The following is a 13,506-nucleotide window of genomic DNA, read 5'->3' on the forward strand; positions in this document are numbered from 1 at the left end:
GCCCGGCGCCGTTCGGCCACGGCCGCCCGCCCCCGCCCCGCCGGGGCCCGCGCGGTGACCGCGGGTCAGCGCAGTCCGTGACGGCGGGCCACCACGCGTTCCACGGCGGCGCGGGGGGCCAGCCGCCGCAGCGCGAAGACCACCGGCGCGTTGCTGCCCACGGCGTACAGGGGTCTGGGGCGGGCGGCCTCGATCGCCTTCACCACGGTGGCGGCCACGCGTTCGGCGGGGACGCCCTTCGCCTCGTTGGCGTTGAGCGCCGTCAGCATCCGGTGGTACCGCTGGGTGTGCGGCGAGCCGTCGGCCAGGTACTGGGTGCGCCGCTCGCTGATGCCGGTGTTGATGGAGCCCGGCTCGACGGTGGTGAGGGCGACCCCGTACGGCGCCACCTCGCGGCGGGCCGCGCTGGCGAAGCCCTTGAGCGCCGCCTTGGACGCCACGTACGACGAGCGGTAGGCGAGCGGGAAGCTGGCCAGCATCGAGCCGACCATCACCACCCGCCCGTACCCCCGCTCCCGCATGCCGGGCAGCAGGAGCTGGGTGAGCCGCACCGCGCCGAAGACGTTGATTTGGAACAGCCGCAGGAGCGCGTCCATCGGCAGCTCCTCGATCGGCCCGCTCTGGCTCTCGCCCGCGTTGTTGACCAGGACGTCGACGGCGCCGGCCGCCGCCGCGCACGACTCGACGCTCGCCTCGTCGGCGAGGTCGAGCGCCAGGTAGGCCACGCCGGGCACCGGGGCGGCTATCCGCGACGGGTCGCGGCTGGTGCCCAGGACCCGGTAGCCGCGCCCGGCCAGCGCCGTGGCCACCGCCGCGCCGATGCCGGAGGACGCGCCCGTCACGAGCGCGGTGCGGGGGCTCACGCCAGGCCCCGGGCGAGGGCGCGGCCGGCCGCGCGGCCGGAGAAGACGCAGCCGCCGAGGAAGGTGCCCTCCAGCGCGTTGTAGCCGTGCACCCCGCCGCCGCCGAAGCCGGCGGCCTCGCCGGCCGCGTACAGGCCGTCGAACACCTCGCCGCCGGGCCGCACCACCTGCGAGTCCAGCGTCGTCTCCAGGCCGCCGAGCGTCTTGCGGGTCAGGACGCGCAGGCGCACCGCGATCAGCGGCCCGTGCGTGGGGTCCAGCAGCCGGTGCGGCTTCGCGACCCGCGTGAGCCGGTCCGGCCAGTAGGCGCGGGCGTTGGCGACGGTCATCAATTGCAGATCCTTCGAGTAGGCGTTGCCGACCTCGCGGTCGCGGGCCACGACCTGGCGTTCCACCTCGGCGGCGTCGAGCCGCGGGCCGGGGGCGATCGCGTTCATGCCGTCGACCAGCTCGCGCAGCGTGCGGCGGACCACGAAGTCCTCGCCGCGGTCGAGGAACGCCTGCACCGGTCCCGGCGCGCCCTTGCGGACGCGGGACAGCACCAGCCCCAGGTCCTTGCCGGTGAGGTCGGGGTTCTGCTCCGAGCCGGACAGGGCGAACTCCTTCTCCACGATGGAGCGGGTGAGGACGAACCACGTGTAGGGGTGGCCGGTCCCCAGGATGTGCCGCAGCGTGCCCAGCGTGTCGTGCCCGGGGAACAGCGGGGCGGGCAGCCGCCGCCCGGTCGCGTCGAGCCACAGCGAGGACGGGCCGGGGATGATGCGGATCGCGTGGCCGGGCCAGACCGGGTCCCAGTTGGCGACGCCCTCGGTGTAGTGCCACATCCGGTCGCGGTTGACGACCGACGCGCCCGCGCCCTCCGCGATGCCCAGCATCCGGCCGTCGACGTGCGCCGGCACGCCCGTGAGCATCGACTCCGGCGCCGGGCCGAGGCGGTCGGCCGGCCAGTTGGCCCGCACCAGGTCGTGGTTGCCGCCGATGCCGCCCGAGGTCACCACCACGGCCTGCGCCCGCAGTTCGAACGCGCCCACCGCCTCCCGCGACGACGCGACCCCGCGCGGCGCGGCGGACGGCTCCAGCACGGTGCCGCGCACGCCCACCGCCGCGCCGCCCTCGGTGATCAGCCCGTCCACCCGGTGCCGGTGCCGGAAGGTGACCAGCCCGCGGCCGGCGGCGGCCAGCACGGGCTCCCGGACGACCCGCACCACCTCGGGCCCGGTGCCCCAGGTGATGTGGAAGCGCGGCACCGAGTTGCCGTGGCCGGTGGCGGTGCCCGCGCCGCGTTCGGCCCAGCTCACCATCGGCGTCACGCGCAGGCCCAGGCCGTGCAGGTACCGCCGCTTCTCCCCGGCGGCGAAGTCCACGTAGGCGTGCGCCCACTTCCGGGGCCAGTGGTCCTCCCGGTCGCGGTCGAAGCCCGCCGAGGCGAGCCAGTCGGCCAGCGCCAGGTCGGGGGAGTCCTTGATGCCCATGCGGCGCTGCTCGGGGCTGCCCACGAAGAACAGTCCGCCCAGCGACCAGAACGCCTGGCCGCCGAGGTTCGCCTCGTTCTCCTGGTCCACGACGATCACCCGCCGTCCCGCGCGGGTCAGTTCGTACGTCGCGACCAGCCCGGCCAGTCCGGCTCCCACGACGATGACGTCGGCGTCGTCCGCCACGGTGTCTCCTCACGCGATCGGTGCGCCGCGCCGCTCCGGCGCGCACGGCGACCCTCGTTCGATACATGAACGTATCCGATGGGTTCGCGCGGCGACAAGGAGGCGCCCGCGCGATCCGTCGTGTGACGCGGTCACATCTTCCGCCGCAACCGGGCGGGCGATATTTCGCAGGCGCGGCGGCCTCCGTACGGTGGTGCGCGGCGGCGATCGTGACCGGCGTTCAGATCCGGGTCGCGCACGTGCCGCTGGACGAACGCCCGCACGCGCAGCAGCAGGGTCCGCCGGTGGGACTCCGGCGGCAGGCAGCGGCCCGCCCCCAGCTCGTGGGCGAACAGCGCGGACACCAGATCGGCCACCACCGGGCCCAGGCGCGGGCCGTCGGACGGGACGCAGGAGCCGGGGTCCGCGGCCGGCCGGGTCAGCAGCCCCGCCGGCAGCGCTCCGATGCCGGTCCCACCCGGCAGCGCCCGGCCTGCGACACGATGGCCGCGCCGGACGCGCCGACGAGCAGGCTGTTCCTCACCCTGATCGCCGAGGCCGTGGCGCCCGGCTCCCCGCTCCACGGGCACTACGCCGAACTCCACGGCGCCCTGCGCTCCCCGGTCCGCGCGTGGCCGGACCCGGCCGCCCTCCCGCCCGGCCTCGACCCCGACGCCCTCGCCGTCGTCCTCCTCGGCACCCTGATCGGCATCCACCAGCAGGGGCGCATCGCCCCCGACGCCGTCGACCTCGACCGCGTCTACGCCACCTGGCGCGCCGTCCCGGCCCCGGCCCCGGGCATCACGACGGACCGACCCCCGGCGAAGCCCGCGGTGATGCGGGCATTCACGATCGCGAATTTCAAGGGCGCGCCCGCGACGGCCGACGCCGCGCGCCTCCCGGTCCCCGGCGGCCTGGAATCCGGATCCTCTTCGACAGCCGCCCGGCTGTTCCATCCCGGTGAGGCGGGATATCCCTTGTGACTTCTGGGCCATCACTGGTCCGGGTGAGAGCGCTCCCACCTTATTGACGTCCCCGCGCGGCGACCCTACGTTGCCTGACGAACCTCCGGAACAGCCGCCGCACTCCGCACTCCGCATCCCCGTACATCGCTGTGCGTTCGCACAGAGGAGGCGTCATGCGCAAGTCAGTCTGGGTACTCACCGGAACCGCCACCGTGCTGCTGGCCGCCTCGGGCGTGGTGCGCCTCGGGGTGTACCCGGAGCTCGCCCGGATCCCGTCCGACGTGGACATCACGGTGCGGTACACCGGCACCATGGACATGCTCGACGCCGCCGCCGTCGAGTCCGGCGACCTCGCGGGCGCCCTGCTCGGCGACGTGCCGGTGACGGTCGACCGCCGCGTCCAGGTCGTGGACACCAGCGGTGACACCGCGGTCTTCTCCGACCACCGGGTGATCACCGGCCCGGACGACCGGGAGCTGCTCGCCACGGACGAGCAGTGGGCCGTGGACCGCGAGTCGTTCGAGGACGCCCCGGTACCGGACGACTCCGGCGCCGCGCCCCACGACGGCCTGGTGATCGGCTGGCCCATCGCGCCGGACGAGCGGGACTACCCGTTCTGGGACTCCGCGACCCGCACCGCGACGACCGCCGTCTACGACCGCACGGAGACGGTCGAGGGCCGCACCGCCCACGTCTACACGGTGCACGCCGAGGGACCCCTGGCCGACCCGGACCGGACCGCCGCCCTCCCGGCCGCTCTGCCCAGGGACGTCGTCACCGGCATCGCCGCCGCCCTCCCCGCCGACCGGCGCCCGGACGCCGCCGCGCTGGAGGCGCTGCCCGACACCGTGCCGCTCACCTACGCGGCCACCACCGACCTGCGGATCTGGGTCGACTCCGCGACGGGCATCGTGCTGGACACCGAGCAGCACCAGACCTTCGTCGCCCAGGCCTCCGTCGAGCCGGAGCCCGTGGCGCTCCTCCCGGTCAGCGACGTCGAGGTGCGGTCGACGGACGAGAGCGTCCGGAGTCAGGCCGACGACGCCGAGGCGGCGGCCCGCTCCCTGTGGCTGCTGCGCACGGGCGCCCCGCTGGCCCTGCTCGTCCTGGCCCTGCCCCTCTACGCCGTGGCCTCCTGGCAGGCCCGGAAGACCCGGCGCGCCCCCGCCGACCCGGCCTGACCGCCGCGGCCCCGAAAGATCGCCGAAGCCTTCCCCGCGCCGCGGCGCCCCGGCCGCGGCCCGCACGTCCGCTCCGGTAGGCTGCTCATGAAAACCATTTCCATCTGCTGCCGAGCGGAGAAGGAGCGGAGAAGGCGTCATGCCGACGAGGAAGTCCGAGCGGGGCAAGGACCGCCGCGCCACCAAGCCCAACCCCCTGGACGCGGCCGGGATCACCTACATCGACTACAAGAACACCGACCTGCTGCGGAAGTTCATCTCCGACCGGGGCAAGATCCGCAGCCGCCGGGTGACCCGGCTCACCGTCCGGCAGCAGCGGCAGATGAGCCGGGCCATCAAGAACGCGCGCGAGATGGCCCTGTTGCCGTACGCCCCCGGCAAGACGCCCCGCTGACCGGGGAGTCCGCCCGGGCCTCCGCCCACCCTCCGCAAGTCCGTCAGCCGCCGGACCCCGCGTCCGCGGCGGGACGGCCGAGGAGGTGGCGGGCCATGGCGGAGCCCACGCGGTAGGCGTTCTCGACGGACGGCCCGTAGCCGGGGAAGTGCGCGAGGAGATCCTCCAGGCTCTGCCCCGGGTACGGCTGGTCGAAGTCGCTGGCGGTGCGCAGGCTGAGGTAGCGGTCGAGGTGGCCGTGCCGGTCCAGGGCGGCGGCGGTGGCGTTGTCCCCCATCTGCGTCGTGCAGTACTCGCCGCGGTTCCCGGTGCGCAGGTCGGTGATGTACTGCGCCCGCTCCGACGCCTCCCGGCCGGCGAACCAGTTGTCCCCGGTGACGGTGTCGCACACGGTGACGTAGGGCTTGTCGTCCGCCTCGCCCGGGTACTGGGCGCGGTTGTCCACCGACTCCCGGTTGTCGGTCAGTTCGACGTCCTTCGTCACCTCGTAGGCGGTGGTGACCAGTTCCTCGTCGAGGCGGTACACGCTCGTGTCGTTGTCGATCGGCAGGTAGCCGTGCGGGACGCCGGGTACGTCCTCCGGGGGCAGGTGGTGGCCCAGGTCGTAGTCCACGATCCAGCGCGCCCAGGCGGCGAAGCCGAGCGTCCCGTTCTCCGGCGGCGTGCCCCCGATGCCCGCCGTCAGGAAATAGGCGTCGCTCAGCTCCAGTTCCGGACTGCCGAGAATCGCCTCCATGCTGATACCGGCGTTGGACTTCCCCATGCCGATCTGGGCGACGCACAGTCCGCCGGTGTCGCACCGCAGCGGCCGGTAGGCGCCCGGGATGTCCACGGTGAGCGGGAGGGACTCGTTCTCCAGCCACGGGGCGGTCTCGCCGTCGAACATGGTGATGACGAGCACGCCGACCTCGACCTGCTCCCGGCCGGGCGGGCCGTCCCCCGCGACGGCACTGGACTGCGGCAGGGCACCGATCGCCAGGACGGCGGCCAGGGACGCTGCGGTCTTCGGCAGCAGCCGCCGCGCGCGGCGTGCTATGCGTGGCATGGGTGAGGTTCCCTCGTGGTCGGTGCGGTCCCGGGTGCGGACGTGCGGCGCCGAGGCCCCGGCGGGTCAACCGCCGTCAGGGACACACGGATCAGCCGGGGACGGCGCCGCGCGCGCACGGCGAAGGCTACCGGCGGCGCCGCCCGGCGCCACGTCAATTACCGTGCGGAAACGAGGGGTTGGGCGGCCGGGCGGTCGTGGCCGCACCGGTACGCGGGTGTGGGCGGCCCCGGCGGGCAGGGCCACGGGCGGGCCGTCGCCCGTCCGCTCACGGGCGAGGGCGGTGCCGTCCTTGTCGCTTGCCGGACAGATCGGATACGTTCATGTATCGCAGCGCGTCGGAAAGACAGCGAGGGACGATGGCGCCAGAGGCGACGACTCCGGCCGGGCGGAGCGCGCCCCCGGCCCGGCGGGTGACCGCGCGGCGGGCGCGGACGCGGCAGCGGCTGCTCGACGCGGCGCTGGAGGTGTTCGCCGAGGAGGGCTTCGGCCGCTCCACCGTCGAGCAGGTCTGCGAGCGCGCCGGGTACTCGCGGGGCGCCTTCTACTCGAACTTCACCTCGCTCGACGAATTGTTCCTCGCCATGTGGGAGCGGCGCTCCACCCGGATGCTGGACGACCTGCGGGCCGCGCTGGGGACGGTGGGGGAGGAGGCGACCCCGGAGGAAGTGCTGCGGGCCGCGCTGACCGCGATCCCCGTCGAGGACGCCTGGTACCGGGTGACGGCGGAGTTCACCGCGCACGCGCTGCGCACTCCGCCGCTGCGCCGCGTGATGGCCGCCCGGGAGCAGGCGATCCAGGACACCGTGCTGCCGATCGTGGTGGCCGCGCTGGGCCGGGCCGGGCGCCGGGTCCCCGACGAGGCGGCGCTGGGGCAGGCGCTGGTGGCCGTCCACGACGGCACCGCCGTGCAGGTCCTGCTGGAGCCGGGCAGCGAGACCGCCCGCCGCCGCCGCGAGGAACTGTTCGGGCGGGTCCTCCTCGCCTACAGCACACCGGACGCGGACGCGGATACGGACGGGGGCGGGGAGCCGACCGGGCGGGACGGTCGTCGCGGCGGCGGGTGAACCGCCCGCGGGGCCACGCGCCCGCGGGCGGACAGGGAGGTCCCGGGGCAGTCCGGGACCGGCCTCAGGCCAGCTCCCCGATGTCGAACTCTTCCCACGAACCGAGCCAGTCCGTGGAACGGGCCCGCAGCGCGTACCGGCGCGAGCCGGTCCAGCCGTGCTCCATCGCGACGAAGCGGCCGTTGGCGAGGGAGCGGATCGCGCAGTGGCCGGTCGCGTCGTCGACCCACAGCCCGAACCGCTCCTAGCCGCCCACGGAGGTGGAACGCGCCCGCAGCAGGCCGTTGTCGGAGCCGGGCCAGTTCTTCTCGACGGCGACGTATGACCCGGAGCACCGCGGGTCCCGTGGCCGGGCGGCGGCGCGCGTCCCGCCGGTGGAGGGGGAGCGGGCAACCGCTCGTCGGTGCCGCTCAGTCCTCCTCGGCGAGGATCAGGTAGAGCTTCTTGCGGGCCTCGTTGATCACGGCGAGTGCTTTCTCGCGCTGTTCCGGGGTGCCCGTCGTCCATGTCTGGCGCAGGGCCTCGCCCAGGGCTGTTCCGGCCTGCCTGATCTCCCGCATGGCCTCCCAGTCGACCCCCCGGCCGGCTTCCTCCCAGGGAGCCTCCGGGCCGGCCTCCGCCTCGGTGCGGCCCTCCTCGGTCAGGGTGAACAGCTTCTTGCCGCCCTCCGTCTCGCAGGTGATCAGGCCCTCGTCCTCGAGAAGCTGCAGCGAGGGGTAGACCGAGCCGGGGCTCGGGCGCCAGGCGCCGCCGCTCCGCTCGCCGATCTCCTGGATCATCTCGTAGCCGTGCATCGGCCGTTCCCTGAGCAGAGCCAGGAGCGAGGCCCGGACGTCGCCCCTGCGGGCACGCCCTCCAGGCCCGCCGCGCCCCCCTCGACCGCCGGGGCCGCCGGGGCCGAAGCGCCCCGGACCGCCGAAGGGAGGACCGAAGGGACCGAAAGCCGCCCGGCCCCTGTCGCCGAGGCCGTGCCGGTGGGAAAAGTGGTGGGATCGCATGATTCGTTGCTCCTTCTGTGTTGGATCGCGTAAGCATCGCGATGCATCAACGATATATCGGATACACGCTATCGACAACCCCTTTCCGTCCCCCCGGCGCGCGTCACGTCGTCGGCGCCCCGTCCGCCATCCGCAGCGCCGCCACCAGTGAGCGGTAGAGCCCGTCCGCCGCGAGCAGTTCGTCATGGGTGCCCTGGGCCCGTATCCGGCCGGACTCCATCAGCACGATCAGGTCCGCGTCGACCACGGTGGACAGCCGGTGCGCGATCGTCACCACCGCGCCCTCGCGGGCCCGCCGCCGGACGCAGTCGTGCACCGCCGCCTCGGTGAGCGCGTCGAGCTGGGCCGTCGCCTCGTCCAGCAGCAGGACGTCCGGCTCCCGCAGCAGCGCCCGCGCCAGCGCGATCCGCTGCCGCTCGCCGCCCGACACCGCGGCCGACGACAGCTCGGTGTCCAGGCCGTCCGGCAGCGACGCCACCTTTTCCGCCAGCCGTACGTCCGCGAGCACCCGGCGCAGCTCCGCCTCGCCGGCGTCGGGGCGGGAGTAGAGCAGGTTGTCGCGCAGAGTGCCGGGCACCACCGGCGTGTCCTGCTCCACGTACGCCAGCCGGGCGCGGACCGCCGCGTGGCCGTGCCGCTCGTACGGGACACCGTCCAGCAGCAGCTCGCCCCGCCGCGGCTCGAGGAAGCGCAGCAGCAGGGAGAAGACCGTGGTCTTGCCCGCTCCGGACGGCCCGACAATGGCCACGTGCCCGCGGCGCGGGAGCGCCAGGTCCAGCCCGCGCACGGCCGGTTCCCGCTCCGGACCGTAGGCCGCCGTGACGCCGCGCACCTCGATCACCGGGCCGCCCGTGCCTCGGTCGGGCACCGCCGTCCGTGGCGCGTCGCCCCCGTGACCCCCGTGGCCCTCCTGGCCCTCCTGGGCCAGTTGTTCCACGGCCTTGATCCGCTCCGCCGCGGCGATGCCCGACTGCAGCGCGGTGAGGTCCTGGGACAGCTCCGTGAGCGGCTCCATCAGCCCGAAGGCGTAGAGCAGGAAGGCGATCAGGCTGGAGATCTCCAGATGGCCCTCGCTGACCCGCCACGCGCCGACACCGAGAATGAGGATGACCGCGAGCTGGACGCCGGTCCAGGCGATGGTCCACGCCGTGGCCTCCAGGCGGACGGCCCGGATGCCGTGGCGGGCCGAGGCCCGCGCGTCCTCCGCGATGCGTTCCGCCTGCCGGTCCTCCGCGCCGCTGGCCTTGACCGTGCGGATCGCCCGCAGCGCGCCCTCCAGCGTGCCGCCCACGCGGCCCACGTGCTCCTGAGCCCGCTCCTGCGCCTTCGCGATGGCCGGCATCAGCACGCCGAAGAGCAGGACCACGACCAGCACCGCGGCCACGGTCGTGCCGAGCAGCACCAGGTCCAGCACGCTCATCAGCACCAGCGTGCCGACCAGCATGACCACACCGTTGATCAGCCCGCTGACGCTGGACGAGGCGGCCTCGCGCAGCAGCACCGTGTCCGACACGGCGCGCGTGACCAGCTCGCCCGGTGGCCGTGCGGTGATTGCGGGCACGGTGGCGCGGAAGAACCGCCGCACCATCGACTCCCGGGCTTCGAGCACCACGCGCTCGCCGATCGTGCCGAGCAGGATCCACTCGACGCAGTACAGCACCGCGCCGACGACGAGCAGCCCGAGCAGCGCGAGCACCGGCCCGCGCAGCGAGGTGCCGTCGTCCAGCGCGTCCAGGACCTGCTTGGTCACCATCGGCGTGGCCAGGCCCATCGCGGACGCGGCCAGCGCCAGCAGCAGGCCGCCGCCCAGCGCGCGCCGGTGCGGGCGGGCGAACGACCACAGGATCCGCAGACTATCCGGAGCAATCATGTTCGCCAGTGGAACATCGACGTTCCATCAGTGTCAAACGTGTTCCATAATGGGCCTCGCGCTACGGTAGGGCCATGAACACCGCCGCCAGCAGCAGAGCCGGGGCGCGCAGCCGCACCAGGCGTGCCATCCTCGACGCCGCCACCGCCGTGCTGGCCACGAACTCCGCGGCCTCCCTCGCGGACGTGGCCGCCGCCGCGGCGGTCGGCCGCACGACGGTGCACCGCTACTTCCCGGAGCGCTCCGACCTGGTGCGTGCCCTCGGCGCGGACGTGCTGGAGAAGGTGGCCGTCGCCACCGAGCGGGCCCGCCTGGAGGAGGGGCCCGCGCTCCTCGCGCTGGAGCGGCTGTGCCAGGAGCTCTTCGAGCTCGGGGACGCGCTCAGCCTCGTCTTCGACGAGTCGCTGGCGGCGGTCTGGAACTGGGAGGGCTGGGAGGAGGACACCGACGCCGACCGGGCCCTGACCCGCCTCGTCGAGCGCGGGCACGCGCAGGGCGACTTCGACACCGGCCTGGACGCGGCCTGGATCTCCCAGGTGCTGTGGTCGCTGCTGTACGCCGCCTGGGAGCGGACCCGCGCCGGCGGCACGAAGCACGAGGCGCTGACGCTCTGCCTGCGGACGCTGCGCAAGGCAGTCGCGCCGTAGCCCTGCTCCGGCGGGCATCCGGTCCCCGCGGCACGGGCGTCGTGACGGTGGGGGCGCGGAACGGCGCCCGGACACGCGCATCGGCGCGTCGCGGAGGAACGCGCCCGCGACGGGCGCCGCGCCCCGGCCGCGCACCTCCGCACCCCGCCCCTGCGGTGTGGCCCAACTCAACCATTTTCAAGGAGAGTTGAGAAGCTCCCGGCCCGAACGTCAGGGAGGCCGGGGCCGTTCACCGAGGAGGAATCGTGTTACCCAAGCGCTCCTTACTCACCGCACTCACCGCGCCCGCCGTCGCCGCCGTGCTGATCTCCGGCGCCGGCACCGCGCTGGCCGCCCCGGCCGAGGGGACCGGGACGGCGGAAGTCGCCCCTCTCGTCAGCCGGTTCGACAACGGCAGCTTCGAGTCCCCGTTCGCCCGGACGGACTCGTTCACCAACTTCCCGGCGGGGCAGTTCATCGGGCCGTGGCAGGTGTCCAGCGGGTCCGTGGACCTCGTCGACGACGGGCTCTGGCAGGCGGCCGAGGGCGATCAGTCCCTCGACCTCAACGGCAGCAACACGGGAGCGGTGGCCCAGACCTTCACCACCACCCCGGGGGAGACCTACACCGTCACGTACGCGCTGGCCGGAAACCCGGCAGGCGGCCCGGCCCTGAAGACCGGCCGGGTCCTGCTCGACGGCCAGAACATCCAGGACTTCTCCTTCGACATCACCGGCACGTCGCTGACCGACATGGGATACATCAAACGGCAGGTGACCTTCGTGGCCACCGGCGCCACCACGACGCTGTCGTTCGTCAGCACCACCCCCGGCAGCGCCTACGGGCCGGTGATCGACGACGTGCAGGTCACCTCCTGCTGCCCCTGCGCCTGCTGACCCGGGGGCCGCGGCCGACCGCCTGACCGGCGACCGCCGCGTCCCGCCCCCCGTCACCCGCAGGGCCCCCGGGTGACGGCCGGACCCGGCCCCACGGCGCCGCCGGTGCGCAACGGCGGCGCCACGTCCCGCCCCCTTCGGCCGGTGGGCGCGGCGGGCGGGCGGCTGATGACCGCGTCGGTCGGCCTGACGATCTCCGGGCCGCGCGCTCCTCGAAACGCACGTCCCCGGGAGCGTGGAGAACCGTTCCGCGCGGGGTGCTCACGTCCTTCGCGTCGCGTGTACGGACTCCGTGCCCTCCCGAGCCTCGCACGCCCACGGCCCGTGTGCCGGGAACGTCCTGAGGGGCCCGGGCGGAGCCTGCCCGCGGGCGTACGCGACGTCGTCCGTGCCGAAGGGGCGCGGCCCGTCGAAGGCGACGACACACACGCCGATGGGACGGCCGGATGGCCGGCTCCCCGTGGTGGGCGAGGCCGGCGTGCCCCACCGGGAGCGGGAGACCGACGCGTTCGGCAACCCGATCGGCACGTGCGGACCGGGTGGTACGCGATCCGCGGGCTCCGTCCCGCGGGATGTCGCACGGGCGGGGGGGGGCCCGGTCGACGCGACCGGAGGAAGCGGCTCCGAGGGCGGCAGTCTGTTGTTGTACATTGAGATATGCGTCTCTTTATGTGCAACATAGGGGCTCTCTCTGCGCGCCACCCTCACGAGCTCTCGGCGCCTCCCGGTGCTCGGCGCCGGTCCGGCCCGCGCCGGGAGCGGGGGTGACCCCGGCCCCCGGAGCTCCCGGCCCAGGTCACGAGAAAGGCTCGCCGCCGTGCACGACCTCGCCCCTCTGGCCCGCTTCGACGGCCTTGTCGCCGCTGACCTGCGCGACGTCACCAGCGACCCCGCGGCCCTGGACTCGTCCGGCTTCTGGGCGGTGGTCGCCGGCTTCGAGGGCCGTCTGGTGTGTGCCCGCTTCGGGGACGTGCGCCGCGCGCCGGTGCCCGCCCCCGTGGCCGGAGCCTGGCGCGGGCCTGCGACCGCCGACTGGACCTCGTCCCTGGACCGGGTCGCGTACACGGCGGGCGTGCGGCGCGTCCGCGAGCACATCGCGGCGGGCGAGGTGTACCAGGCCAATCTGTGCCGGGTGCTGTCCGCGCCGCTGCCCGATCCCGCGACGGCCGACGCCGACGCCCTGACCTCGCTGCTGGCCCGCGGCAACCCCGCCCCGTACGCCGGCACGGTCCGGCTGCCGGCCCACGGCGTCGAGGTGGCCACCGCCTCGCCCGAGCTCTTCCTGCGGCGCACCGGGCGGACCGTGGAGTCCGGGCCGATCAAGGGCACCGGCCGGACCGCGGACGACCTGCTGGAGAAGGACCGGGCCGAGAACGTGATGATCGTGGATCTGGTCCGCAACGACCTGGGCCGTGTCTGCGCCACCGGATCCGTGACGGTGCCGGAGCTGTGCGCGGTCCAGCGCCATCCGGGCCTGGTCCACCTGGTCTCCACCGTGCGGGGCGAGCTGGCCGAGGGGGTGGGCTGGCCCGGGCTGCTGGCCGGCACGTTCCCTCCCGGCTCCGTCACGGGCGCGCCCAAGTCCAGCGCGCTGCGGATCATCGGGGCACTGGAGACGGCGCCCCGCGGTCCGTACTGCGGCGGCATCGGCTGGGTCGACGCCGACCGGGGGACCGGCGAGCTGGCCGTGGGCATCCGCACCTTCTGGATCGACCGCTCCGCCCCCGGGGGCCCGGCGCTGCGCTTCGGTACGGGCGCCGGTATCACCTGGGACTCCGACCCGGAGCGGGAGTGGGCGGAGACGGAGCTGAAGGCGGCCCGGCTGCTCGCCCTGGCGTCGGGGGCCGGCTCCTTGACAAGGGGGAGGGGCGACTCCAGACTGACGTTGCGCCTTGCGCAATGAGTTTCGTTATATGCATCGAGGTGGTCGTGATGATGTCCGCGTGTCGTCTCGCCCGCCGGGG

General features: G+C 74.4%; 12 protein-coding genes. 7 read left to right on the plus strand and 5 right to left on the minus strand.

Annotated features, from left to right (window positions below; all coding sequences use genetic code 11):
* Positions 1-65 precede the first annotated feature (65 nt).
* Positions 66-863 (minus strand): SDR family oxidoreductase, encoded by a 798-nt coding sequence (locus ACSNOC_RS11035; RefSeq protein ID WP_436747160.1) that lies wholly within the window; start codon positions 861-863, stop codon positions 66-68.
* A complete protein-coding gene (locus ACSNOC_RS11040) occupies positions 860-2,521 on the minus strand; it encodes an FAD-binding dehydrogenase (RefSeq protein WP_436747161.1) in 1,662 nt (553 codons plus the stop codon). Before ACSNOC_RS11040 ends, ACSNOC_RS11035 begins: the two co-directional genes overlap by 4 nt.
* A 209-nt stretch (positions 2,522-2,730) precedes the next feature.
* Here ACSNOC_RS11040 and ACSNOC_RS11045 point away from each other — a divergent pair, with 209 nt between their 5' ends.
* The 3 genes from ACSNOC_RS11045 to rpsR all read left to right on the plus strand — a co-directional run bounded on the left by ACSNOC_RS11045 (position 2,731) and on the right by rpsR (position 5,040).
* Entirely contained in the window at positions 2,731-3,483 is a 753-nt protein-coding gene (locus ACSNOC_RS11045) for a hypothetical protein (protein ID WP_436747162.1), read from the plus strand.
* A 155-nt stretch (positions 3,484-3,638) separates the two neighbouring features.
* Positions 3,639-4,646: a porin PorA family protein gene (locus tag ACSNOC_RS11050; RefSeq protein WP_436747163.1), complete on the plus strand. Its 1,008-nt coding sequence runs from the start codon at positions 3,639-3,641 to the stop codon at positions 4,644-4,646.
* 139 nt (positions 4,647-4,785) lie between these two features.
* Positions 4,786-5,040, plus strand: a complete 255-nt coding sequence (gene rpsR / locus ACSNOC_RS11055; RefSeq protein ID WP_436747164.1) for a 30S ribosomal protein S18 — start codon at positions 4,786-4,788, stop codon at positions 5,038-5,040.
* A 43-nt stretch (positions 5,041-5,083) separates the two neighbouring features.
* Here rpsR and ACSNOC_RS11060 read toward each other — a convergent pair whose 3' ends face one another.
* Positions 5,084-6,085: a purine-nucleoside phosphorylase gene (locus ACSNOC_RS11060; protein WP_436747165.1), complete on the minus strand. Its 1,002-nt coding sequence runs from the start codon at positions 6,083-6,085 to the stop codon at positions 5,084-5,086.
* A 359-nt stretch (positions 6,086-6,444) separates the two neighbouring features.
* On the opposite strand from ACSNOC_RS11060, the gene ACSNOC_RS11065 reads away from it, so the two are divergent.
* Positions 6,445-7,152, plus strand: coding sequence for a TetR/AcrR family transcriptional regulator (locus tag ACSNOC_RS11065; RefSeq protein WP_436747166.1), 708 nt, complete (start codon positions 6,445-6,447; stop codon positions 7,150-7,152).
* Positions 7,153-7,562: 410 nt separating this feature from the next.
* On the opposite strand, the gene ACSNOC_RS11070 is transcribed toward ACSNOC_RS11065, so the two are convergent.
* Positions 7,563-8,150, minus strand: coding sequence for a PadR family transcriptional regulator (locus ACSNOC_RS11070; protein ID WP_436747167.1), 588 nt, complete (start codon positions 8,148-8,150; stop codon positions 7,563-7,565).
* A 103-nt stretch (positions 8,151-8,253) separates the two neighbouring features.
* Positions 8,254-10,020 carry an ABC transporter ATP-binding protein gene (locus tag ACSNOC_RS11075; protein WP_436747168.1) on the minus strand — a complete coding sequence of 589 codons (1,767 nt, stop codon included), beginning with the start codon at positions 10,018-10,020 and terminating at the stop codon, positions 8,254-8,256.
* Positions 10,021-10,094: 74 nt separating this feature from the next.
* Here ACSNOC_RS11075 and ACSNOC_RS11080 point away from each other — a divergent pair, with 74 nt between their 5' ends.
* From ACSNOC_RS11080 to ACSNOC_RS11090, 3 genes are all read left to right on the plus strand, one after another.
* Entirely contained in the window at positions 10,095-10,667 is a 573-nt protein-coding gene (locus ACSNOC_RS11080) for a TetR family transcriptional regulator (RefSeq protein ID WP_436747169.1), read from the plus strand.
* Between the two features lie 245 nt (positions 10,668-10,912).
* Positions 10,913-11,542 carry a choice-of-anchor C family protein gene (locus ACSNOC_RS11085; RefSeq protein ID WP_436747170.1) on the plus strand — a complete coding sequence of 210 codons (630 nt, stop codon included), beginning with the start codon at positions 10,913-10,915 and terminating at the stop codon, positions 11,540-11,542.
* Positions 11,543-12,359: 817 nt separating this feature from the next.
* Positions 12,360-13,445 carry a chorismate-binding protein gene (locus ACSNOC_RS11090; protein ID WP_436747171.1) on the plus strand — a complete coding sequence of 362 codons (1,086 nt, stop codon included), beginning with the start codon at positions 12,360-12,362 and terminating at the stop codon, positions 13,443-13,445.
* Positions 13,446-13,506 lie beyond the last annotated feature (61 nt).

Source organism: Streptomyces sp. URMC 129 (genome assembly GCF_051386415.1).
Taxonomy (GTDB): Bacteria; Actinomycetota; Actinomycetes; order Streptomycetales; family Streptomycetaceae; genus Streptomyces.

Bases quoted from the DNA above. Each gene is read 5' to 3' on its own strand.
- ACSNOC_RS11050 (WP_436747163.1), top strand. From the start codon at position 3,639: ATGCGCAAGTCAGTCTGGGTACTCACCGGAACCGCCACCGTGCTGCTG.
- rpsR (WP_436747164.1), top strand. From the start codon at position 4,786: ATGCCGACGAGGAAGTCCGAGCGGGGCAAGGACCGCCGCGCCACCAAG.
- ACSNOC_RS11060 (WP_436747165.1), bottom strand. From the start codon at position 6,085: ATGCCACGCATAGCACGCCGCGCGCGGCGGCTGCTGCCGAAGACCGCA.
- ACSNOC_RS11065 (WP_436747166.1), top strand. From the start codon at position 6,445: ATGGCGCCAGAGGCGACGACTCCGGCCGGGCGGAGCGCGCCCCCGGCC.
- ACSNOC_RS11070 (WP_436747167.1), bottom strand. From the start codon at position 8,150: ATGCGATCCCACCACTTTTCCCACCGGCACGGCCTCGGCGACAGGGGC.
- ACSNOC_RS11075 (WP_436747168.1), bottom strand. From the start codon at position 10,020: ATGATTGCTCCGGATAGTCTGCGGATCCTGTGGTCGTTCGCCCGCCCG.
- ACSNOC_RS11080 (WP_436747169.1), top strand. From the start codon at position 10,095: ATGAACACCGCCGCCAGCAGCAGAGCCGGGGCGCGCAGCCGCACCAGG.